24 protein-coding genes are annotated in these 23,650 nt (G+C 46.3%); 2 read left to right on the top strand and 22 right to left on the bottom strand.

Translation table 11 applies throughout. The features are described from left to right. Positions 1-108: 108 nt before the first annotated feature. The 12 genes from BLHYD_RS08490 to BLHYD_RS08545 all read right to left on the bottom strand — a co-directional run bounded on the left by BLHYD_RS08490 (position 109) and on the right by BLHYD_RS08545 (position 13,390). On the bottom strand, positions 109-1,629 hold the full coding sequence (locus tag BLHYD_RS08490; RefSeq protein WP_081447103.1) for a peptidoglycan D,D-transpeptidase FtsI family protein: 1,521 nt from the start codon (positions 1,627-1,629) through the stop codon (positions 109-111). Then, the gene (locus BLHYD_RS08495) at positions 1,526-2,920 is read right to left on the bottom strand and encodes an FtsW/RodA/SpoVE family cell cycle protein (protein ID WP_005945763.1); all 1,395 of its coding nucleotides are present in this window, start codon (positions 2,918-2,920) and stop codon (positions 1,526-1,528) included. The genes BLHYD_RS08490 and BLHYD_RS08495 overlap by 104 nt, the downstream gene beginning before the upstream one ends. An 8-nt stretch (positions 2,921-2,928) precedes the next feature. After that, positions 2,929-5,067, bottom strand: coding sequence for a peptidase U32 family protein (locus BLHYD_RS08500; RefSeq protein ID WP_040350280.1), 2,139 nt, complete (start codon positions 5,065-5,067; stop codon positions 2,929-2,931). Positions 5,068-5,307: 240 nt separating this feature from the next. Then, positions 5,308-5,718, bottom strand: a complete 411-nt coding sequence (locus tag BLHYD_RS08505) for a cell division protein ZapA (protein ID WP_005945767.1) — start codon at positions 5,716-5,718, stop codon at positions 5,308-5,310. Positions 5,719-5,837: 119 nt separating this feature from the next. Next, complete coding sequence (gene ruvB / locus BLHYD_RS08510) at positions 5,838-6,830, bottom strand: Holliday junction branch migration DNA helicase RuvB (RefSeq protein ID WP_021845761.1); 993 nt, start codon at positions 6,828-6,830, stop codon at positions 5,838-5,840. Between the two features lie 10 nt (positions 6,831-6,840). Then, positions 6,841-7,446 carry a Holliday junction branch migration protein RuvA gene (ruvA, locus tag BLHYD_RS08515; RefSeq protein ID WP_005945770.1) on the bottom strand — a complete coding sequence of 202 codons (606 nt, stop codon included), beginning with the start codon at positions 7,444-7,446 and terminating at the stop codon, positions 6,841-6,843. Next, entirely contained in the window at positions 7,443-7,937 is a 495-nt protein-coding gene (locus BLHYD_RS08520) for a Gx transporter family protein (RefSeq protein ID WP_005945772.1), read from the bottom strand. Before BLHYD_RS08520 ends, ruvA begins: the two co-directional genes overlap by 4 nt. Then, positions 7,931-8,293 carry a NusG domain II-containing protein gene (locus BLHYD_RS08525; RefSeq protein ID WP_155799515.1) on the bottom strand — a complete coding sequence of 121 codons (363 nt, stop codon included), beginning with the start codon at positions 8,291-8,293 and terminating at the stop codon, positions 7,931-7,933. Before BLHYD_RS08525 ends, BLHYD_RS08520 begins: the two co-directional genes overlap by 7 nt. 77 nt (positions 8,294-8,370) lie before the next feature. Beyond that, positions 8,371-9,045, bottom strand: coding sequence for a response regulator transcription factor (locus BLHYD_RS08530; protein WP_005945776.1), 675 nt, complete (start codon positions 9,043-9,045; stop codon positions 8,371-8,373). A gap of 46 nt (positions 9,046-9,091) precedes the next feature. Next, on the bottom strand, positions 9,092-10,180 hold the full coding sequence (locus tag BLHYD_RS08535; protein ID WP_005945778.1) for a sensor histidine kinase: 1,089 nt from the start codon (positions 10,178-10,180) through the stop codon (positions 9,092-9,094). A gap of 40 nt (positions 10,181-10,220) precedes the next feature. Further along, positions 10,221-12,716 (bottom strand): ABC transporter permease, encoded by a 2,496-nt coding sequence (locus tag BLHYD_RS08540; RefSeq protein ID WP_005945780.1) that lies wholly within the window; start codon positions 12,714-12,716, stop codon positions 10,221-10,223. Further along, entirely contained in the window at positions 12,716-13,390 is a 675-nt protein-coding gene (locus BLHYD_RS08545; RefSeq protein WP_005945782.1) for an ABC transporter ATP-binding protein, read from the bottom strand. The genes BLHYD_RS08540 and BLHYD_RS08545 overlap by 1 nt, the downstream gene beginning before the upstream one ends. A 142-nt stretch (positions 13,391-13,532) precedes the next feature. On the opposite strand from BLHYD_RS08545, the gene BLHYD_RS08550 reads away from it, so the two are divergent. Together BLHYD_RS08550 and glgD are read left to right on the top strand one after the other, a co-directional pair. Further along, on the top strand, positions 13,533-14,672 hold the full coding sequence (locus tag BLHYD_RS08550; RefSeq protein WP_005945784.1) for a glucose-1-phosphate adenylyltransferase: 1,140 nt from the start codon (positions 13,533-13,535) through the stop codon (positions 14,670-14,672). 1 nt (position 14,673) lies between these two features. Beyond that, positions 14,674-15,789, top strand: a complete 1,116-nt coding sequence (gene glgD / locus BLHYD_RS08555) for a glucose-1-phosphate adenylyltransferase subunit GlgD (protein ID WP_005945786.1) — start codon at positions 14,674-14,676, stop codon at positions 15,787-15,789. Between the two features lie 84 nt (positions 15,790-15,873). On the opposite strand, the gene BLHYD_RS08560 is transcribed toward glgD, so the two are convergent. The 10 genes from BLHYD_RS08560 to BLHYD_RS08605 form a co-directional block, all read right to left on the bottom strand. After that, positions 15,874-17,055, bottom strand: coding sequence for an MFS transporter (locus BLHYD_RS08560; protein WP_050769861.1), 1,182 nt, complete (start codon positions 17,053-17,055; stop codon positions 15,874-15,876). Positions 17,056-17,155: 100 nt separating this feature from the next. Continuing rightward, on the bottom strand, positions 17,156-17,584 hold the full coding sequence (locus BLHYD_RS08565) for a DUF3783 domain-containing protein (RefSeq protein ID WP_005945790.1): 429 nt from the start codon (positions 17,582-17,584) through the stop codon (positions 17,156-17,158). A 13-nt stretch (positions 17,585-17,597) separates the two neighbouring features. Beyond that, the gene (locus BLHYD_RS08570; protein ID WP_005945792.1) at positions 17,598-18,680 is read right to left on the bottom strand and encodes a DUF4097 family beta strand repeat-containing protein; all 1,083 of its coding nucleotides are present in this window, start codon (positions 18,678-18,680) and stop codon (positions 17,598-17,600) included. Next, positions 18,670-19,266 carry a DUF1700 domain-containing protein gene (locus BLHYD_RS08575; RefSeq protein WP_021844934.1) on the bottom strand — a complete coding sequence of 199 codons (597 nt, stop codon included), beginning with the start codon at positions 19,264-19,266 and terminating at the stop codon, positions 18,670-18,672. Before BLHYD_RS08575 ends, BLHYD_RS08570 begins: the two co-directional genes overlap by 11 nt. Next, positions 19,259-19,579, bottom strand: coding sequence for a PadR family transcriptional regulator (locus BLHYD_RS08580; RefSeq protein WP_005945795.1), 321 nt, complete (start codon positions 19,577-19,579; stop codon positions 19,259-19,261). Before BLHYD_RS08580 ends, BLHYD_RS08575 begins: the two co-directional genes overlap by 8 nt. A gap of 384 nt (positions 19,580-19,963) precedes the next feature. Next, complete coding sequence (locus BLHYD_RS08585; protein ID WP_005945797.1) at positions 19,964-20,755, bottom strand: RnfABCDGE type electron transport complex subunit B; 792 nt, start codon at positions 20,753-20,755, stop codon at positions 19,964-19,966. A 13-nt stretch (positions 20,756-20,768) separates the two neighbouring features. Then, positions 20,769-21,344, bottom strand: coding sequence for an electron transport complex subunit RsxA (gene rsxA, locus BLHYD_RS08590; RefSeq protein WP_005945799.1), 576 nt, complete (start codon positions 21,342-21,344; stop codon positions 20,769-20,771). Continuing rightward, positions 21,341-22,063 (bottom strand): electron transport complex subunit RsxE, encoded by a 723-nt coding sequence (gene rsxE / locus BLHYD_RS08595; protein ID WP_005945801.1) that lies wholly within the window; start codon positions 22,061-22,063, stop codon positions 21,341-21,343. The genes rsxA and rsxE overlap by 4 nt, the downstream gene beginning before the upstream one ends. Before the next feature lie 3 nt (positions 22,064-22,066). After that, entirely contained in the window at positions 22,067-22,678 is a 612-nt protein-coding gene (locus BLHYD_RS08600; protein WP_005945803.1) for an RnfABCDGE type electron transport complex subunit G, read from the bottom strand. Continuing rightward, a complete protein-coding gene (locus BLHYD_RS08605; RefSeq protein ID WP_005945805.1) occupies positions 22,668-23,648 on the bottom strand; it encodes an RnfABCDGE type electron transport complex subunit D in 981 nt (326 codons plus the stop codon). The genes BLHYD_RS08600 and BLHYD_RS08605 overlap by 11 nt, the downstream gene beginning before the upstream one ends. Between the last annotated feature and the right edge of the window lie 2 nt (positions 23,649-23,650).

Here is a 23,650-nt window from a genome sequence, read left to right on the forward strand (position 1 = left end):
AGTCTGGCACCTGCAGTCCTCGGGATCACGCTGCAAATGCAGCGTGACGCCTCGCGGAATAGTGACAGGCTGAACTGTTACGGAAATTGGTCGATTCAGCCAGGTAAGCTAATTGTAATAATAGGCGTCAAAAATTTGTCCTGCGATGGGAACTGCTGCGGCACCTCCAGTACCTCCGCCTTCTACAATGATACTCACAGCGATGTCTGGAGCAGCCACATTGCTATAGCCCACAAACCAGGCGTGACTATCTCCTGCCTCGTTATACTCCGCAGAGCCTGTCTTTCCCGCAACAGTATAAGATCTTCCGCTCAATGCACTAGCCGTTCCGGAATTAACTACCCCAGTCATCAAATCTGACAGCAAGTTCGCCTCTTTGTTGGTCATCAACGTACGGTAGGACTCTGGTTCGTTGCTGCTGACCTTCTCTCCCGCATAGTTTTCTACCCGGTCGATTAGATACGGCTTCATGAGTACCCCTTGATTTGCAATCGCGCAGGTAATCAATGCCATATGCATCGGCGACACAAGCGTATTTCCCTGACCAATAGAAGTCTGCATAGTCAGCGGAGCTCCCGAGTCATCCGTCAGAGAAAAGCTGCTCCTCTTATAAGACATCGTAAGCGGTAGTTTTTTATTGAACAATAAATCTTCACTGGTATCTCTGAGAATATCCCCACCAATGTCAAGTCCCATCTGCACAAAAGCACAGTTACAGGAATTGGCAAAGGCGGCAGCAAAATCCTGTTGTCCGTGGACAGCTCCACCGTAACAGGGGATCGTATGATCGTCCACGGTGATGCTTCCCTGGCACAGATAGCTGAAATCCTGCAAGGTTCCATGCTCTCGGTAATAAGCGAGGGCATCCACAATCTTAAAGACGGAGCCAGGCGGGTACTGCCCCATGGTAGCCCGATTCAAAAGGCGGCTGTCATTGGGGTCATTAATCAGATAATCCCAATCTGCATCGATCGTGTTAGGGTCAAAGTCTGGTTTCACCACCATCGCCAGAATTTTTCCGGTGGACGGTTCCATCACTACAATCGCTCCCCTTCGATCTCCTAAAGCCGCATAGGCAGTCTGCTGCAGATTTGCATTCAGAGTAGTGATTACATTGTCACCTTGGTTTTTCTTTCCCTGAAACTGATTTTTCAGCTGCTCCAGAAAAAACGCATGGGAAGTCAGAAGCTGGAAGTTCGCTTCTGATTCCAGCCCGCTTTTTCCCTGAGAGGCATATCCCACCACATGGGCGAAGATATTGGAGTATGGATACACACGTGTCTCATTTCCCTCACCGTCCACATCTGTTCTGGCTAAAACTTCCCCGTTGGAGTCCAAAATCTGTCCCCGCACGACTCGGTCCGCGAAGGTATCCTGACGGGTATTGTAAGGACTGTTGATAAAATCCTCACTTTTTACTACATTAAAGTACACCAGATAGCCAATCAGCGACACGAAAATCGCCACAAAGAAGTAAGAGATGATCGTAAACTCCCGGTTGCGGGAACGTCTTTTTTTCTTTTTTTTAGCCTGGGTATCTTGGGTATCTGGATATTCGAGATTCTCTCTCGGTAGGAAATCTTCCTGCCTGTGGTTGTCTTTTTTGTCTCTTTTCCTCAATTTCCTCATCCTCGTCCTCTCTCAATATATATAATCCTTGAATAATCGCTAGCATGATGATCGTACTCATTGCAGAGCTGCCTCCGTAGCTGACCAGCGGCAGAGTAATTCCAGTCATAGGAATAAATTTTGTCGCTCCGCCGATGGTGAGAAAAACTTGAAAGGCATACTCTGTTCCAAGACCAAGGGCGATCAGCTTGTAAAAATTGTTTTTGATTTGAAGTGAAATATTCACCACCATCAAAAAGAAACTCATGCAGACCAAAATCAGGCAGATGGCAAACAGAATGCCGAGCTCTTCACAGATGGCTGCAAAGACAAAATCCTCCTCTACTACCGGAAGCACGCCCTTCGAGGCCCCTTGGCACAGGCCCATCCCAAACCAGCCTCCGGTGCCAATCGCGAAAAGCGACTGCACAATCTGGTATCCTTCCTGATCGTAGACGGACATGGGATCTTTCCAGGCCACCACCCTCTGGCGCACATGCCCGAACAGGTAATAGGCCGCGACGGAGGCGACGCTTCCGCCCAAAAGCCCCAGGCCCAGGTACCCAGGATTTTTTGTGGCCACATATACCATCACCAGATATCCGACAAAGAACACAAGCGCGCTGCCGAGGTCTCTGGACAGAACCAAAATCAAGACGTGAGCCCCGGCTATGACCGTTGCGATCACCACATTTTTGAACGAGGTATCCTTTTGCAAAAGCGCCGCCAGGAAAAAGACAAAGGTGATTTTGACGATCTCCGACGGCTGCACTCCCATGATAGATAGCTTGGCCCCGTAAGTAGTCATTCCCATAACCAGCACCACGCCCAGCAAAAAGATTCCAATTCCCGCGTAAACCCAGGTGAGCTTGCGCAGAAACCTCATCTTGCGGATTAAGATCGGCACAATCAATGCGATGGCAGACCCTGCGGCCACGATCACAAACTGGCGCACCGCTTTTGTCATATCCAGCCTGCACAGGATGATGAATCCTACGCTTAACAGCATACACATGTTGTTTATCAAAAGAAGAGACGCTTTTTTGTACAGTAGCCTGTATAGAATCTGAAGCACCGCAAAAAACACGGTGATCGCCAAATAATACTGGATGACACGAAAGTCCAAGGTATTCAGGTAAATCACCGTAAACGCGGTCAAATCCATGAAAAACATCAGCATCACCTGTTTTGCCAAAAGATGACGGCGATCCTGAGCGTCCTTAATCCGAAACATGTTAAAGCACTGAAGAGTATAGAGAATCATCAGCACCAATATAAGATATTTTGATAGTTCTACGATTACGTTAATCACGATGTCACCTACTCTACTCCCCTCTTAAAATGCCCCTTGGTCATCTCCATGGGCCGAGTTTTTTTTCCTCTGCAATATCTATCTGTGAATTCCGAGACGAGCCACCTGGTCTCCTTTTCGCCCTCCAGTGTGAATGACAGACGCAAAGAAGCTGGCATTAGCTGCTTTACCTGTGCGGATTCCTCTCCAAGCCCGTAAGGCAGACTGTTATAGATCACATTATAACAGCCGTCGCAATGGCATTGAACCGGAAATACTTTTCCATAGCGGTCTTTGAGACGAACCAAAGAGTTTTTTCGGTTACACCCACCTAGATTCTTTTGCACACACTGAGCAGACAGCATCAAAGGCAGGTATCCATAGACCAGCAGTTCACTTTTTTGATTATCTCTGTGAAGTAGTTCCCGACAATTTAACTCCAGAGGAACCGTATCTCTTAGGATTCCCTGCCGGTACCAAAACTCCTGGGACATCCCATTCCAGGTGTACACAGAACTGTCTAAAACACACTGCGGCGCGAATCCATACTCTTTTAACCGTGCGAAGCTCTCAAGACTGCGCACCAAAAAGCCGTCAAGCCCTAATCTCAAAAGTCTCTCGCAGCTCTCCCTGGAAAACTCTTCACCGATATTCATTCTCTCCACATGAGGAAACATCAAAAAGAGTTCTTTTTTCTGGGGATTTCCCCTCTCCAGGCATTTTAGAATCTCCGGATAATTCCCATAAATTCCACAGATGTCAGGGGACGCCTCGCAGACAGAAAACTGTTCTCTCGTCTCACAGGATGCATAAAAGAATAACACATTCTCAGAAGAATTCTGTAATCTCTGTGTTTCCTTCGCTTTCCAATCCGGCCGCGGCACTGGCTGTCGCCGGGCTTTTGCCGCCAACTGATCTTGCAAAGTCTCAAAGCCAAGGCGCCGTAATTCATTTAGTGTCTTAACTGGAAGAAAAATTTCCTCCTCCATCACAACCGTCAAAGGTTCTAGAATATATGGAGTATTCCCACTTTTTCGCATCTGTGTCAAAATCCGCTCCCTTGTCATGGGCTGATTCTGTGCTTTTTGAACCTCCCCGGTTTGGACTGAGAGCTTGCATCCCGCATATTCCAGTTCCAGTATAGCAGGATTGTCTGAATATAGTATTAAATTGCCCTTAACTTTTTCTTTATTTTTTATAACTTCCAAGTCGGCCCGTCCAATTTTTTTGTCATTTGTGAAAGCCATCATGGATTTTCCATTGTGTCTGCGGTAATATCCATCACACGAACCACCCCGATTGAACAGTTCTAAGAGCATCCTCCTATCCTTGCTGTCTACCTGATACTCACCGGGAGCTTTTAGATACCGGTCCAAATATTTTCGATAGACGGCCACAACGCCCTGTGTGTACTCCAGCTTTTTCATGCGGCCCTCTATCTTCAGCGAAGTGACCCCTGCCTCTAGAATCTCTGGCAGGATATCCAAAGTACAGATGTCTTTCAGACTCAGGGGGCAGATTTCCTTTTTGGTCTTCCAGCGCTCGTCCTCCAAATGAACCTGGTAGGGAAGCCGGCAGGGCTGGGCACAGCGACCGCGGTTTCCGCTTCGTCCTCCCAGCAGACTGCTGAACAGACACTGGCCGGAATAGCTGTAGCACAAAGCCCCATGGATGAAAGTCTCAATCTCCAGTGAACAGACTTCATGCATTTTTTGAAGCTCCTGCAAGGAAAGCTCCCTGGCGGGTACAACCCTTGTCACTCCCGGCTGGTCCTGGAAAAAACGCATTCCCTCTGGCCCTGTGACGGTCGCCTGGGTGCTCACATGGATAGGCAGCCCCGGAAAATATTTCTGCACAAAACGAAGCAGGCCCATATCCTGCACAATCACCGCGTCCAGTCCTTCCTCATAATAGGGCAGCAGATAGTCATAGAGGTCTCTTTGCAGTTCCCGGTTCTTCAACAGAGTATTGACAGTCATATACAATTTCTTTCCCCTACTGTGCGCATGGCGGATTGCCTCTAAATATTCTTCCTGTGTAAAGTTTTTCGCATACGCCCTCGCTCCAAACAAGTTCCCGCCCGCGTACACGGCATCTGCTCCGGCATCTAACGCGGCATAAAAACTCTCCAAGGACCCTGCGGGGGCCAATAATTCAACCATATCCATCCAACCTTTCCTGCGAAAACAAAGTGGGCAAGCCCACTTTAGTCCCCCATTCTCTCAATCTTTGAGGGGCGCGTCCCACTTTGCGCGCCGCCGCAACACCGCCTCGCGGTGAAATTCCTTATTGCGGTTGCGCATCCTTAGCGGAGCGTTTTTGTAATAGGAAGGAGCTTTCACATATTAGCGTGACAAGGTCTCTCCTATTACATAAAAAAGGGATTACCGAAGCAATCCCCCCCTCATTTACTCGCTCAGCAGCTCATTCAGCTCTTTTTCCAGCTCGGCGATCTTCCCTTCTAGCCTCGCTTTCTCTTCATCAATGCTCACTTCTTCTTTTTTGCTGTTCTCGATCTGTACTTGAAGTGAGATCAATTCATGTTTCAAATCATACATCTCTTTATCTTTCAGCTGCAAATCTTGTTCGTAGACTTCCGCCTGCTTTTTCGCCTTGAAATAATCATCTGCGATGTTCAAAGAGAGCAGTGTGTGCTTCGTCTCCATCGGCTGGCGGGAATAACCAGGAAGTTCACTCAATTCTGCAAGCTTATTATTCATATAAGAAGCTACCTTTTGCAGGTATTCTTTGGATTCATAGCCGCTGAGTGTGATGATTTTTCCGCCTATCAGCACTTGTGCTGTGTTTTTTGTAGCCATAGTACAAGCCTCCTGTGGTTCTTTCTTCTGTATAGCAAAATATATCTCTCAAACCGTTGCCAGTTTTTTCTGAATAGAATCTATCTCTATTATAATCGAATTCTGTCAAAAAACAACAATTATTTCTCAATCCCCAAGTGCCTGTACGCCAAGTCCGAGGCAATTCTTCCCCTCGGTGTGCGGCTCAGAAAACCATTTTGCAAAAGATACGGCTCATAGACATCCTCCACCGTCCCTGGATCTTCCCCTACAGAAGCAGCGAGAGTCTCTAATCCGACAGGCCCCCCTTGAAAATTTATAATCAGTGTCTTGAGAATTCTGCGGTCCACCTGATCTAATCCATATTGGTCAACCTCCAGCAAATCCAAGGCAAACTGAGCGACTTCTAAGGTAATCTTGCCGTCATATTTCACCTGGGCAAAATCACGCACCCGTTTTAGAAGACGGTTGGCAAGTCTTGGAGTCCCACGGGAACGCTTCGCGATCTCCTGTGCTCCCTTTGGCTCGATCTCCACCTCTAGCACCTGTGCAGAACGCAGAATGATGGTGGTGAGCTCTAAGACCGTATAGAATTCCAGATGGTGCATCACTCCAAAGCGGTCACGCAGCGGGGCTGTCAGCAGACCTGCACGGGTGGTGGCTCCCACCAGCGTAAATTTAGGGAGATCGAGCCGAATGGAACGGGCAGAGGCGCCTTTACCAATCATAATATCAATCGCATAGTCTTCCATCGCCGGATAGAGAACCTCCTCGACCTGGCGATTCAGACGGTGAATTTCATCCACAAAGAGAACATCACCTTCTTGCAAATTGTTTAAAATAGCCGCCATCTCCCCCGGTTTTTCAATCGCCGGCCCGGAAGTGACCTTCATGTGCACACCCATCTCGTTGGCAATGATTCCTGCCAACGTCGTCTTTCCCAGACCAGGAGGGCCATAGAACAGTACGTGATCTAAGGCATCTCCTCTTTGCCTGGCTGCCTCTATATATATTTTCAACGTCTTTTTCGTCTTTTCTTGACCGATATATTCACTCAGAGACTGGGGACGCAGGCTTCCTTCCAAGCGAAGATCCTCTTCCATAGCCTCTGTGGTTATCACTCTCTTATCCATAGTCATCCCATCACATATTCTTTAATGCAGCTTTCAACAGTGTCTCCACATCCATTTTCTCCCATCCATCCACTTTACGCACCGCCTGCAACGCCTGGGTACTGCCGTATCCCAGGGCAGTAAGAGCCTCCGCTGCTTCTTGACGGGCATCTGTGATCTCTTGACTTGCCGAAGAGGAGTATTCATGCTCCAGCTTCTTTTCAAAAGCATCCTGAAGATTCAGTTTATCCTTCAGTTCCAGCACTAATTTTTGAGCGGTCTTTCTTCCAATTCCTGGCGCTTTTGAGATCGTCTTAATGTCTTCTGCCAGAACAGCAAAACGCAACTCATCTGCTGAAATCGCAGACAAAATTCCCAGCGCAGCCTTGGGACCAACCCCGTTGACCCCAAGCAAAAGACGAAAAATCTCCAGATCGTCTCTCGTCAGAAAACCGTAGAGCTGAAGAACATCCTCCCTCACATGAAGGTAAGTGTGTACCATCAGCTCCTGACCCGTATACAGGCGATCCACCCTCCCATCCATGGGAATAAAAATCTCGTAGCCGATCCCATCGTGTTCCAACAAAATCTTCGTCTCTTCTATCCCTGCAAGTGTCCCCTTCATAAACGCAATCATCTTTGAAATACCGTCCCTATCCTATGTAATACCTGCTGACTGACCACTCCAATTAAAAATCCAGTTATGACACCGGACACCAAAAGTGCTGGAAAATAGTACATCAGACTCAAATTTTCTACAATCAACATCGCAACCACCAACTGGCCCAAATTGTGGCTGATACCGCCCGCCACACTGATTCCCACCGTGCTGAATCCTTGAAAGCGATGGCACAGCGTCATAACCAAAAGACTCAGCGCTGCTCCGGCGAAGCTATAAGCAATCCCGAAAAGATTCCCAAACAAAAAACCGATGACCAGAATCCGCACGGCTGAAACCACAGCCGCTTCCCTCCAGCCATAAAGCTTCAGCAAAAAGACCGTGACCAGATTCGCGAGTCCAAGTTTGATGCCAGGTATTGCCACAAAGACAGGCAGAAGTGTCTCCACATAGCCCAGAATAATCGCAAGCGCCGAAAGCAATCCCATAAATGCCGCTTTTCTCACCATATCACACCTGCCACTGTGTCTACTGCGCCGTCTGCGCTTTGCCCTGCTTGAATCACCACACGGTTCGGAAGGCAAGTGATTGTCCCGCCCTCTTTTGTAACTGCTTTTTGTTTCATGCAAAGATGATCCGGGCAGTCTGCCTGAATCATCTTTGCCTGCCCATTTTGAATCTGGCAGGTATTTGTATCATTAATCAAAATTGTCTGATCTTCCTTTAGGGAGTAAGTTCCATAGAGTTCACCGTCCACAGTGATCTCAATGGTATCACCCGTCTTTTGAAAGGTCTCCCGCAGCAAAAAAACTGCCAGAGCCAGACAAATCGCCCCAGCGATCAGCCATAGATCTCTCTTCTTCATCGCCATTTTCCTTTTAACCGAAACTATCATAGCACAGAAATCCTCAAAACGCAAACATGTATTCGATAAACACAGCTCTATGCTTCCTTCCACTTGTATCCAATACCAAACATCGTGACAATATACCGAGGGTTTTTCGGATCCTTCTCAATCTTCTCTCGCAGTCTGCGCACATTGACATTCAAAGTGCGTTCATCCACAAAATTCTCATAGGAGTCCCAGACATTTTCCAGAATCTGCTCCCTGGTCAGCACCTGCCCTCTGTTTTTGAGAAAGTATTCTAAAAGCCGCAGCTCTGTGGCAGTTAACTTCACCGGTACGTTCTGAATCGTCAATTCCTTTTTTGCATAGTCATAGACAAAGTCTCCCTGATAGTACAGACTTTTGTCCAGATAGGCAACGCCCTTTAAAAGCAGCCCAATTTTTCTAGACAGAACCGAAATAGGGAATGGTTTTGTGATATAGTCATCACAACCCGCGTCAAATCCTTCGAGCATATCCTTTTCACTGTCCCGCGCAGTCAAAAAAACAACCGGTACTTTATTTGCCGACCGAAGCCTTTTCAAAAACTCCCTCCCGTCCCCGTCCGGTAGATTGACATCCAACAAAACCAGAGAAGGGCCCTTGTTCAGACACTCCCAGGCTTTTTCTATGGAATCTGCACAGTCCACCAGATAACTCTCTTTTCTCAATGCATAGGAGATTCCTTCGCTCAGAAGCAAATCATCCTCCACCAACAGTATTCTCGTCATGTACGCTCTCCTTTGTCCACTGAGGGTAGAATCTTTGGTTATTTTATCACAAAGGATGCGCACGCTGCAATGAGGAATTTCCCTGTACAGCAGTCCCAGTTTCTTCCGCATTCTTCCTAAAAGACACGGAAAAAGTAACTTCTTCTTTTTTGTCAGTACTAACTTTCACATATCCCTTTTGATTTCTCATAATCTCTCGGACCAGATACAATCCCAGGCCTACACCCTCAGCCCTTCCAGCGTTTTTTCCTCTGTAAAATCTCTGAAACAGTTTAGGAATCTCATCTTTTCCAGGTAGCTGTCCTCTCGTGATCACTGACACCCTGATATGCATCTCGTAATCTTCTATCCGGATGTCAATGACACTCTTGGGATTGCTGTATTTTACAGCGTTGTCCAGCAAGTTAAAAAACACTTCTTCCGTCCATTTCGGGTCAAACCAAGCTTCTAAACACTGATCTCCTAACAGTCGGATTTCCTGTTCTCTCCCCTTTGCCTTCAAAGCAACCTCGTCCACAGCCGCCAATACCACTGGCAAGAGCTTTCCAATAGAAGGACGTAAACAGATCATCCCATGCTCTAGCCGTGATATCTTCGAAAAGTTTTCTCCCAGCCATTCCAGTTTATCCGCCTGGTCTCGGATATTCTTTGAAAAAACTTTCCGTTCCTCACAGGTGATTTCTTCCTGTTCAAGTAGGCTCGAATATAATTGTAGATTCGCGATTGGAGTGTTAATCTGATGAACCAAATCGCTGATGGATTCTTCTAGCTGTTCCTTTTGTCTCTTTTCATGTTCTTCATAAGAAGACAGGATTTGATACAGACGCACGATCTGACTTTGAAATTTCCCCAGTAAATTGTCCTCATTCTCCTCAAAATATCTACACTCATGGTGGAGAATAAGCTGTTCAATGGTATCGTCTACCAGTTCCATCGTACGGTTGACCTGTCTTCTTATCCTACGAAATCCCAGAATAAAGTTTCCCAGCGTACAGGCTAAAAACACAGCAAAAATCACCAAAATCCACTGAGGACAAATCAGAAAAAAGCAGAAAGTCCCTCCTCCCAGAAGGACTTCTGCCACACATATGCCAAAAAGCACTTTTTCATTCTCGTATATCGTCGATCCTTTCATTTTTTACAAACACCAAACTTTCATCTTCGATATACTGATTTTACTCAATTTCTCTCAATCTTTCAACCACAGATTTTTTGTTCAGTACCCGGACCAAAATCTCTGTCAGCAGCACACACAGCGCAACCACCGCAGCCATCAAGAGCACTGTGCTAATGAAAAATGTAGGTAGACTAAAACCTGTAAACAGCGGTGAATTTGACAAAAAGTAGGAAAGGGTACTTCCTACTGGAAGCATAATTGCCACGGAGATCAAACTAAATCTGAGGGAATCTAAAAACAGCATCTTCCACAGCTGTCGCTTCGTCATTCCGATAGACTGCATGGTGGCCAACTCGATCTTTCGAGAAAACACATCTGAAGTCATAGTATTGACCATGTTAGAGAGACCGATGATACCAAACAGAGACGCCAAGAACATGCCGATCAAGGACATGGTATGTTTCTGAGACTCAAAATCCCCCCTATCCGAAAAACAGTCCTCTACCATAGCCTGTGTAAAATGTTCTTTTTCATAGATGGCGGTGATCTGTTCTGCCTCTTCTTTGGTGAGTTCTCCTTCGGTCTGAATCTGCACGCTGCCAATCATTTTGTCGTAGGAAGGAAGTAATTCCTGAAAGCTGTTCACAGGCACAATCAGGTCGCTGTAGCCGATATCCCCTGTTCCGTACATATCTGTGTCACAGACCACGGCGAGCACCGTGACAGTCTTAGACTGCCAAGAATCCTTTTCTCCGTCATAGACAGTCAAATCCAGGGAATCCCCAGCGTGAACAGCATTCTTTTCTACCCCCTCCCTTTTTTCCCACAAGACATAGTCGCCCGTGGCAAATTTTTCCGCGTCCAGTTCTCCCTCCAACACATCCACATAAGGAATCTGCCGTTCTAGACGGGTTGACGGCAGTCCCTTCATTTTAAGCCGGACAGAGTTTCTTTCTTCATTGAAATCATCCTCCGAGAGTATCCCGGACTCTTTCAGGTCCCTTGCCACCTCTTCCAATTTTCCCTGAAGTTTGACTTCCACCTTAGACTCATCATAGTATACCTGTCCGTCACTGCCGTAGAACTCATACTCCATACTTCGCCCTACATAGATCACATCCACGTTTTTCACAAACGAAAGGTTCTTTATCTCCTCCACTGTCTTTTGCTGTATCGGCTGATAGGATTCATTCGAAACCCACATGGACCCCTCGTGAATCAGTCGCATATCATCCATATTATAGCGCTGAATCATCTTGTCCACGGAATACCCCAAAGTCACATTAGACGCTGCCATGAACATGATTCCACTTAAGGCGAAAGAAAGAATCGTAAAGAGATTCTTTCTCTTTTTTGGTGTATATTTGGCCGCTTCCACTGGCGAGATCCGGGATGCGATTTTCAAAGAACGGTGAGCGCTGATATAGACAGTGATCCAAGAGAACACTGCCCCGGCACAGAAAATTAAAAGCATATTAGGGGCCTCATAAAAGGGTTCATAGATCGTCTGAGCCATCAGCCCCGGCGCCAGATAATCTCCTACCACATATCCAAGCACCACGCCGATACAGATTCCCCACACTGCCAGACGTTTGATCTGGGCCATCAAAATTTTCTTCAGCTGTCTCGCAGTAGTTCCCAGTGTCTTCAGCATTCCGAACCAGCGGATATCCGCCGTCACAGACAGATAAAAAACATTGTAGATCAAAAAGTATCCACTCAGGATGATAAAAAGTACAAAAAGCAAAGCAGGGATAATCCCAGCAAACATATCTGACATCGTAGACGTATATTTCGTAGTGTACCCTTCTGCTCCCACAGCGTCACAGATTCCTTCCAGTTTCTGTATGACATCTGTTTTCATCAACAGCGGATTTAGATCATTCACTTTGACATAGATATTCTGGTCAGCATTCTGGATTTCCGGATTATACTGAGGAATAAAATCCATGCTCGTATAAATTTCATCATAGACGTTCGCGATATTGATTAAGGGATTTTTGAAATATCCACAGACTGTGAATGTAAATTTCTTTTCCACAGTCTCTTTGCCTTCTTGGATCATCGTGTGCAAAGTCACCTTGTTGCCCACAATCGGTTCCTTCAACCCCAGCTTTTTGACCATATTGTCCGAGAGAATGACTTCCTGAGGAGTTTCTGGAAAATGTCCCTCCTCCAACTTTACGTAATTGTGGTCATAATAGCTTTGTTCGGCAGCCATCAGATAGACCGACATGCCTGTAAACTCGTTGTTTCTCAGAGACAGACGGCTGCATTTGGCGATATAATCTGCATTCACCACATTTGGAAGTTTCTGAATCTGCTCTTTTGTTTCCATTGTGCCCGCGATGCTGCCGATACTTCCTGGCCCTGGGGCAGACTCCCCATAATTCAACGCTGTGGTAGTCACACTAATTCCCACTGTCAAGACGGCAGTGATCAAAATTGTGGTAAGAGCGATAGCCATAATTCCCAGACGATTGCGAGTCTTATGAGAACGATAATTGTCCTGGGTCAGCTCTCTTAGCACGTCCTTATTGCTGTTCTCATACATCACTGAACACCTCCCACGACACCACCGTCCTCGATATGGATAATGCGGTCTGCCATCTGAGCAATCTCCTCGTTGTGGGTAATCATGATAATGGTCTGATGAAATTCCCGACTGCTCATCTGAAGCAATCCGATTACCTCCTGACTAGTTTTGCTGTCCAGATTTCCAGTAGGCTCATCTGCCAGGACAATGGCCGGCTTTGACGCAAGAGCCCTTGCAATGGCGACTCTTTGCTGCTGTCCACCTGAGAGCTGATTCGGCCGCTGACGTATCTTATCCGTCAGACCGAGAAGCTCCAGGACTTTTATGACAAAATCCCGATCTGGCTTATTCCCGTCTAGACGGATAGGCAAAACCACATTCTTATACACGTCCAACATGGAAACCAAATTGTAATTTTGAAAGATAAAGCCGATCTTTCTGCGGCGAAAAACCGTTCTGGCTTCCTCATCCATATTCAGCAGCGACTGTCCGTCAATGATGACCTCTCCACTGTCCGCATAATCCAGCCCCCCTAACAGATTCAGCAAAGTAGTCTTTCCAGACCCGGAGGTTCCTACAATCGCCACGAATTCTCCCTTTTCCACTGAGATGCTGATATCATTTACGGCTTTTACCTGGCCGTTGCCAGAACCATAATATTTTTTCAAATGTTTCGTCTCTAAAATTTTCATCTGTCATCCTCCTGTTTTTTGTTGATGGACTCAGTATACCCCTGACTTATTACAAATTGGTAACAATATCTGTATAAACCTATGGAAAATAAGACGAAAAAAATATATAATATACTCGACAAATCAAAAGGGAGGGATCGCTATGAAACAGAATAACATGTTAGCGATGATTTTGGCCGGCGGACGTGGAACTCGTCTGCATGAGCTCACCAAAAAAGTGGCAAAACCCGCCGTTTCCTATGGTGGAAAATACCGCATTGTCGATTTTCCGCTCAGTAACTGTGCGAACAGTGGGATCGACGTCGTGGGGGTCCTGACACAGTACGAATCCATCTTGCTAAACAGCTATGTAGCTGCCGGCCGCCGATGGGGTCTGGATGCGAAAGACAGCGGCGTCTACGTACTTCCACCTCGTGAAAAGGCAGACGCGAATCTGGATGTCTACAGAGGAACCGCCGATGCCATCTCACAGAATATTGATTTCATCGACTCGTTTTCACCGGAATACATTCTCATTCTGTCTGGAGACCACATATATAAGATGAATTACTCCAAAATGCTGGCATACCACAAAGAAAACATGGCCGACGCTACGATCGCTGTCATCGAAGTGCCGCTCAAAGAGGCCAGTCGTTTCGGAATTATGAATACGGATGAGAACGGACAAATTATGGAGTTTGAGGAAAAACCAGAGCATCCAAAGAGCAATCTGGCATCCATGGGAATCTATATCTTCAACTGGAAACTTCTGCGCAGGATGCTTCTATCCGATATGAAGAATCCAGAGTCTTCCCATGATTTCGGAAAAGACATCATCCCGGAGTTGCTCTCTGACGGAAAAAAACTATGTGCCTATAAATTTAAAGGCTACTGGAAAGATGTAGGGACTATCGACTCGCTGTGGGAAGCAAACATGGACCTCCTGGATAAAAACAATGAACTAGATTTGAACGACCCTTCCTGGAAAATCTATACCGAAGACGCGACCACTCTTCCCCACTATATCGGACCTAGCGCAGACATCAAGAGAGCTTTTATTACACAGGGCTGCATTATCGACGGAGAAGTAAAAAACTCCGTGCTGTTTACCGGTGTGAAAATCGGAGCCGGCGCCAAAATCATCGACAGTGTACTGATGCCTGGAGTCATCGTGGAAGAAGGCGCTGTCGTTCAACGCGCGCTCGTGGCTGATGAAGTCAGAATAGGTAGACAGGCAGTTGTGGGCTGTCCGGACAGCGAACACATTGAGCTTGTCGCGAAACGCGTAAAGGGGGTAGAATGATATGTCAAAAGCATTTGGAATTGTAAATTTTTCTGGCAGAAATATATGGGTGGAGGGGCTGCAGCCCTATCGTCCGATCGGAGCGTTCTCCTTTCTCGGAAGATATCGGGTCATTGATTTCCCGGTATCCAACATGAGCAACAGCGGAATCGACCATATACAGGTGTACATCCGGCGCAAACCGCGGTCTTTGGTGGAGCACTTGGGAACCGGCCGTCACTACAATATCAACTCCAAACGCGGAAAATTGCAGGTACTATTTTCTGAGACTGGCTTGAACAATGACATCTACAACAACGATATTTCCGCCTTTTTGGCAAACATGGAAGACATCGAAAAAGAACCCTACCCTTACGTGATCGTGGCCCCAAGCTATATGATTTATTCCATGAACTTCGACAGCCTGCTTCAGACTCATCTACAGTCCGAAGCCGATATCACTCTATTATACCACTCTGTGGACAATGCCAAAGAAGCATTTCTAAACTGCAACACGCTGAACTTGAACCGACAAAAAGGAGTATTGTCCATCGAGGAAAACCATGGAAATGCTAAGAACAAACATATTTTCATGGATACCTATGTGATGAAAAAAGAACTATTCATCGAACTGATACATAAGGCAAAGAGTCTTTCTTCCATGTACACTCTCGCAGAGGTAGTCAGCAGCGAGTGTTCTGAACTAGATATCCGAGGGGTCTCTCACCGCGGTTTTTTCGCGGCAATCTCCGATTTTAAGAGCTATTACGACGCCAACATGTCGTTGATTGATTTTAAAAATGCGACCACACTTTTTAGTGATGACTGGCCTATCTATACTAGAACCAACGACTCTTGTCCCACACAGTACTTTGAAAATGCTGACGTCAAAATGTCTGTGGTATCCAATGGATGCTTGATTGAGGGTACCGTAGAAAATTCTGTTATCGGACGCGGCTGTGTCATCAAAGAAGGGGCTGTCGTAAAAAACAGTGTCATCCTGCCGAATGTGGTGATCGGAAAAGGGGTCCACGTGGAAAACCAGGTGGTAGACAGAGACGCGAAATTAATCCGTGTCAAGGAAATCGTCTCAGCCCCTGAAAAGCCAGGATACATCAAAAAAAGAGATACTCTTTAATCTAAAACAAAGTGGGCAGATCTTCTTGCTGTTCTCCATCCCAGTGGAGAGGCAAAAGAGTCTGCCCACTTTGTGCATATTCTTTCAAAGCTTTCTTCTTAGCACAGACAAAGAGAGAAGTCCTAAAAGGCTACTGAGTGCTCCTGCCCAGAAGATTTCACCACTGATTCTTGTACTCTCGAAAAAACCAGAAATAAGTGGGGCGCACAGTGTCGCTGCCGCCAGACCCAGCATCACATAACCATAATTTTCCCCGGAATGACGCATTCCGAATATTCTGCTGCAAAGAGAAGGAAAGCTTCCCATAATTCCTCCATAACAACCATAGACTAACACAATGGCTGCCGGGATCACTGAGACCGGAGCCGTCGCCAGCAGGACCATAGAGACTCCGGTCACGACAAGCACAACTTTTACACAGAGAATCCTCCCAAACCTGTCTGCGAGAGTGGGAACAACCAGACGGGCAGAAGCGTTGCAGACAGATCCTGCCATGACTGCCGCAACCGCCGTGGACACGGAGATTCCTCGATCAGTCTGAATCGACTGTGCTAGAGGAGACATCAACATATAGGGAATCAACCCTAAAAACATAGTGAGTGTCAGGAAGTAAAATTGGGGCATTCTCACCATCTGGTTCGCACAGTAGGAGAGAGTTTCTTCTTCCTTCTTGGCAGAGGACACTTCGCTCCATTCAGGCGGATTGTCCACAAACACAGCACTTAAAATCCATGAAAGCCCTACAAGGGCTCCGACCAACAGAAGGTTTTTCTGAATGCCTACTTGTTCCAATAAGTTTTTGCACAGCGGAGCCATAAAAAAGCCAAACAGACCATTTGCTGTGACAATCACCCCGGACGCAAAACCAGGACTTTTAGGATACCATTTCTGGGCCGTAGAGATAATGGTAGAATAAATCATACCCTGTCCGATTCCCTGCATCACACCGTAGGTCAGATACATCCCTATTGGTGACGGGCGCAGGCAAAAGGCCGCTGCCAGTAGACTGGCTGTGAAAATTCCTCCTCCATAGACGATGGAAACCTTAGGGCTGTATCGGTCCTGAAGCCGTCCACCTAGAATATTTCCACCTACAAAGACCACAAAATAAATATAAAAACATAGGGAAGTCTGCCCCCTTGTCCACCCTACATCCTCCATGACATATGGTTGATAAACCGACCAAATATGCGGAAAACCGGTAAAAAATATGGCGAAAGCTCCTGCCAGCAGTACTTGATATTTTCTGATGCTCTTTTTTGGCATAGATATCTTCCTCTCTGTTCTGCTCTTTTGCAGTTTTGCTATTCTCTTATTTTTTACCGGTCTCTTCTGTTTTATTCCGGGAGTTCCAGATAGAATTCTCTCAGTCACTCAGAGAATTATCGTTGTCTCCATGAAATGGAGCATTTTGATTCTCCATCTGCCTGTGTTCTGCCAAAATCTCTTCGTATAGCTGATAGAACGTCCAGCCTGCGTTGGTAGCCGTGATTACCGCTTTCAGGTCAATTTTAGGAATACCAGCCTTCCTGATTCGCAAGAACAGCTCATCCATACGGCGGCTGGAAAAGTCTTTCATAACCAACACCTCCTGAGAAATCAGAGGCAGCGCTTCTCCTATCTCATTCTTCTCATACCCGTCCATTCCTGCAAGATATCCTACACGTTCTCCAACCTGGCAGGCACCGATATTTTTTATCCGCACGCCCATCTGAATCAGAACTGCTTTTAACTTAGCTGTCTTTTTCGTACTCTCAGGCGTGTAATATAACACAGTCTCTCTATTCCTTCCCATCTTTTCGACTCCTCTACTCCTGATTATTTTGAAAGGTCACCGCGATATCACCGGAATCACAGTACATTTGAACAGACTTGCCTTTTCCTGCGTGATTCTCATAGTAGTACTCATCAGAATCCCCATGAATCTTCGAGGCGCCTTCCACAGACATTTTCCCATAATCTGTCTCCAAAGACAAGTCGTAATCTTCTAATTTTCCTGTCAGTTCCACGGTGATATCTCCGTATGCATTTTTGCCTTCCAATTCTTTCAGATCACAGTTTCCTAAGAGTAGGTCCCCGGAGTCCATCTCTAAATTCGCCCTGTCTCCCTTTAGCTCTCCTATGGTTACATCTCCATAATCATCGGTCAGGTTCAGAGTTCCCACGGACGCTGTCTGAATCTCGATCTTTCCGTTGTCTGCGGTGACATCAGTATCCTGTGTGTTCAGCTTCGTGAGTTTTATATTCCCATAGGAATTTTCCATGGTCAATTTTGTAGCTTTTAAGCTTTCTGCCGTCAAATCCCCAGAGTCCAGATAGAGCTTTGCATTCTGTGCGGTCAGAGATTTCGCGGTGATATCTCCATAATCCGCTCTGAGCTTCAAGGTATCTGCATCCACATCGTCCAGCTTCATATCACCGCTGTCCGTGGACAACGAGACGCTTTGAAACTTCGTGTTCCTCGGCACATAAAGTTTCACATAATAGTTCTTCTCATCAGAACCTAGTCGACTAAAGAAATCGAAATTGAAATAAGAAAGGACAAAATCACTGTGCTCTTCTTTCAGGGTCAAAGTCTGATCTTTCACTTCCAACAAGGGTTCCTTGATATTCTTATCACCTTCTAGATAATATTCAATATAATAATCGTCCGATAAAATCACCTGCACATCTGCATCATCCACATTCAGTCTGATATTTTGAAACTTGTCAAGGCGGGTCTTTTTTAATCTGAAATTCTCCTCTGAGGAACTTTTGGCTCCGTGTATTCCGTTTTGGTCAATGGTAAAACCTGGACGACCTCCCAAAGCGACTCCAGCAGTCAGAAACACCACTCCGGCAGCCGCGACAGCGGCAGCGACTACCACCCAGCTTTTTTTCTTAAATCTCATATTTTTTTCCTCCTCTCTTCTTAATCATTCGTCCGACTCCCTTGCTAATACCTGACAGGCAGACTTTACACAGCCATATGGAAAAAATACCTGCCAATAATCCCAGTCCAAAGACCAGAAGACTCAGTCCAAAAGTGGCCAAACCATTTGCGGGAGACGTAAAAATCAGCCATACTCCCGCTGCCAGTCCGATGACTGCACTGAGCACCGCAGCCAGCACCAAAACAAATGTGCTAAGCAGCAAGGACAAGACGACAACTCCGAAGCACCCTATCAGTACCGCCGCAGACACCGCCAGCGGAAGCCCAATGGGAGCTGCCAGCACTGCCAGAAGTCCAATCCAAACCGCACCAAATCCCCTTCTCATATTCTCGGGCCTGTTCTCTGTATTTTTTACCGCCAAATCCATGATGATCTGTTCTGCCGCAGACTGAGGATCTCCCAGATCTTGAATCGCCTGCTGTTCTTTCTCAGCCCCTGCCTCGTCAAAATATTCCTGAAAGTATTCCATCGCCCTGTCAAAGTCTTCCCGAGGAAGATGTTTTAATCTCACTGACAAACGGCGCATGTATTCTGTCCTAGTCATAATTTTTTCCTCCATCCATAATATTGCTTATCGCGTCCTGAAATTGTCTCCACTGTTCAGAGAGCTCTTCCTGCTTTTGCTGTCCTTCCTGAGTGATTCGATAATATTTACGATTCCTGCCCTGGTATGGCTGATCGTAGGAAGTCAAAAAACCCTGTTCCAAAAGCCTTCGTAAAACGGGATACAACGTGGAATCTTTGGTGTTTGAGACTGTCTTTATCACCTGACTGATCTGATATCCATAGGCGTCCCCATGAGAAACGATCGTCAGCACCAGTAAATCAAACATCGGCGCATTCAATGTAAAAATCATCTCGTACCTCCTCTCATCTTGTGACTGTTATATCTTTTTCTTTTACATATTATATTTCATATAATATAAAAAGTCAATATATATGTATTATTTTTATATACTAAAAAGTGACAAGCTCTTTCCTATTACGTAAAAAAGAATCCTGCCCCGCAGGATTCTCCGCCTGCGGCGGGTTGCATCAGCAACATTTTCATCTCCGCCGCAACACCGCCTTGCGGTGCACTATCTTATTGCGGCGTGTGCGTCCCTAGCGGAGCGTTTTTATTTAGGAAAGAGCTTATCACGCTAATGCGCGAAAGCTCTTTCCTAAATAAAAAAAGACTGCCAAGCTGACAGTCTTTTTTATCTTTGAGTTTCTTCCCTATTTACGTTAAAAGATTTCCTTTAAAAGATGATATGTCTCGGACAAACTTCTTTACATGCCCCACAGTTCGTACACTTTTCGTAATCAATATGAGCACAGAAATTATCCACCTTGATCGCCTCACTCGGACAAGTCTTCTCGCATTTTTTACATCCGATACACCCTACTTCACAGTTGGCAGTCACAGCCTTGCCCTTCGCATTGGAACTGCAATGTACAAACACCTCCTGCGGATATGGAACCAACTCAATCAAATGTTTCGGACATTTCGCAACACATTTACCACAGGCTTTGCATGCCTCTTTATCTACGACAGCGACTCCATTTACAATATGAATGGCATCAAATGGGCACGCTTTCACACAGCTACCATATCCCAGACATCCGTAATCACAGGACTTCGCCCCGCCACCTGGCACAAAAGCCATCATCTCACAGTCTTCCACACCAGTATATTTGTAATTCAAATGCGTCTTAGAACAGTCACCGGCACATTTGACAAACGCCACCTGACGGACAGACTCCGTAATTTCCTCGCCCATGATCTTAGCAATCTGCTTCGCAGCAGCATCACCACCGACCGGACATGCATTTACGGGAGCTTCCCCCTTCGCAATCGCCGTTGCCAAACCATCACATCCCGGAAAACCACAACCGCCACAGTTATTTCCAGGCAGAGCCTCTCTGACTGCGATTTCCTTTTCGTCCACTTCCACTTCGAATTTTTTGCCGGACACCCCCAGGAAAATTCCTATAAAGAGGCCGACACCTGCCACAACCACAGTGGCAATGAGAATTGCTGTAATATCCATACGATCTGCCTCCTTAAATTAATCCTGAAAATCCAAAAAATGCTATTGCCATCAGTCCTGCAGTAATCAACACGATGGGAAATCCCTGAAAAGATTTCGGAATATCGTTGTACTGAATTTTCTCTCTCAAACTTGCCATAAGCACAATAGCCAAAGTAAAGCCAATTGCTGTGGCAAAGCCGTTTACGGTACCCTGAAGAACATTGTAAGACTCCTGCACATTGATGAGCGCTACACCCAAAACTGCACAGTTCGTAGTAATCAGCGGCAAATACACTCCCAAGCTCTGATACAGAGACGGCATCGTCTTTTTTAAGAACATTTCCACAAACTGTACTAGCGCAGCGATTACCAGAATGAAAACGATCGTCTGCAGATACTCCAATCCCGTCGGTACTAAGATAAATTGATAGATCAGGCTGGTGACAAAAGACGACAACGTAATGACAAAGACAATCGCACCGCCCATGCCGGCTGCCGTGTCAATCTTCTTAGAAACTCCAAAAAATGGACAAAGTCCCAAAAACTGACTGAGCACCACGTTGTTTACCAGGGCAGATCCGATAATGATAATCAGTAATTCTTTCACTGTTTGTCACCTTCCTTTCCCGTGCAGGCTGAATTCTTGCAGGACTCACAGCCGCTACAGCACCCGCCGCTTTCACTGGGATCAATGTGACGTTTTGCCGCACCTAATTTAAAACGATTCTGCAGAGCAGATAAAGCTGCCAGTACAAAGAAAGCACCAGGCGCCAACACAAAGATTGTGATTGGCTCATATCCCATAACACCGTTAGCAGAATCCGCTAATGGCAGAAGCTGCATTCCGAACAGCTGTCCTGCCCCGAGCAATTCACGAACAGCACCAATGCAGGTGATGCTCAGTGTGAATCCAAGTCCCATACCAATTCCATCAAACAAGGAAGCAAGAGGTTTGTGCTTGGACGCATACGCTTCGGCACGCCCTAAAATAATACAGTTTACCACAATCAGAGGAATATAGATACCCAAAGCCGCATATAGACTTGGAATAAACGCCTCCAATAAAAACTGTACAATCGTCACAAAAGAGGCCACAACCACGATGAATGCAGGGATACGAACCTTATCTGGAATAAAATTCCGCAACATTGAGATAATCAGGTTCGACGCCGCCAAAATCGCCGTGGTAGTCAGACCCATGCCGACACCATTGACTGCTGATGTAGTGACCGCCAATGTCGGACACATTCCAAGAACCAGCACGAAGGTGGGATTTTCTTTGACGATACCGTTGACAAGTCTCTCAACCGGTGAGTTAGCCTTCATAGTTTAATTTCCCCCTTTCTCATACTGGAACGCGCACAGACCAGCGTTTACGCCGTTGGTCATCGCGTTGGTCGTAATTGTCGCCCCGCTGATGACGTCGATCTGATTTTCTTCTGTCGCACCATTTTTGGTATACTCAAATTTTTCTACATTCTTACCCGCAAACTGATTCTTAAATTCATCTGTGTCTGCCTTCATTCCCAATCCAGCAGTTTCACTGATAGATAGAACAGAGAGACCATTTAATGTGCCATCATCTTTTACGCCCATCGCAAACTGGATATCCCCGCCGTATCCCTCAGAAGTCGTAACGGTAAAGGCGTAACCGAGAGGAGCTCCGCTCTCATCCACCGCCAGCATCACTTCGTCGATATTCTCTCCTGTATATCCATTTTTATCCAGATAGCTTTCCAACTCCGGATCTTGTGTATCAGATACAGTCTCAAAGTCTGCGGCTTCCGCAAAAACTGCCTTGTAGGCCTCTGCTTTTGCTCTCGCCTGCTCTGCCGCGATAGGAGCCGCCGTGATATCATAGACAAGTCCCAGCAAAAGACCAGCGACCAGAGTAATCAAGGTAAGAGCAAACGTGTCTTTTACAATGGTATTACTTTTCATGCTTTTTCCCTCCTTTGCCAAACGCCGTAGGACGGGTTACTTTCTCGATCAGCGGAACCAACAGGTTACAGAAAATGATTGCGTAGGAGACACCTTCCGCAGAGCCTCCGAACAGGCGGAAAATCGCTGTCAAAATACCCAGGCAGCACCCATATACCAGCTGTCCTTTCGGCGTAATCGGAGTAGTCACATAGTCTGTGGCCATAAACCACGCTCCCAGCATCAGGCCGCCACCAAACAGGTGAGCTCCCAGATAATTCAGATCAAAGCCCATACCGCTGGCCATCATATAAATGCAGATAAAAATTGCAAAACTTCCGATGTAGGTAAGCGGAACTTTAAAATCAATCACTTTAAAAGCCAGCAAAATTGCCGCACCGATCAAAAGCGCAATGACAGAAGTCTCACCGATAGTTCCCTGAATATTACCAATAAACATCTGAGAAACCTGCACGTCTCCCAAACTGCCGTATTCTTTCATTGCAGCCAGAGGAGTTGCCCCTGAAACCGTATCTACGACTGCATGTGCCCCTTCTGCGACTTTAAAGTTTGTCATGCTTCCCGTGAAAGAAATCAGCAAAAAGCATCTAGCGCCCAGGGCCGGATTCATAATATTCTGTCCCAGACCACCGAACAGCTGTTTTACGACAATAATCGCGAACGCGCTACCCAATACGGGAATCCACAGCGGAATCTCAGGCGGCATATTCAATGCCAGCAAGAGACCAGTCACAACTGCGCTGAAATCTTTGACTGTATTCGCCTTGTGCATAAAATGATCAAAAAGCCATTCAAATAATACACTGGAGGCCACAGTCACTAATATTACCAGTAAAGCGTGAAATCCAAAGTTCCACACTCCAAATACAGTAGCAGGCATCAATGCGATGACTACCAGCTGCATCAGTCTGCTCGTGCTCATCTTGTCCCTGACATGAGGATTCGATGACACATTATACATTTCGTTCATGT

Source organism: Blautia hydrogenotrophica DSM 10507, assembly GCF_034356035.1.
GTDB classification, from domain to species: Bacteria; Bacillota; Clostridia; order Lachnospirales; family Lachnospiraceae; genus Blautia_A; species Blautia_A hydrogenotrophica.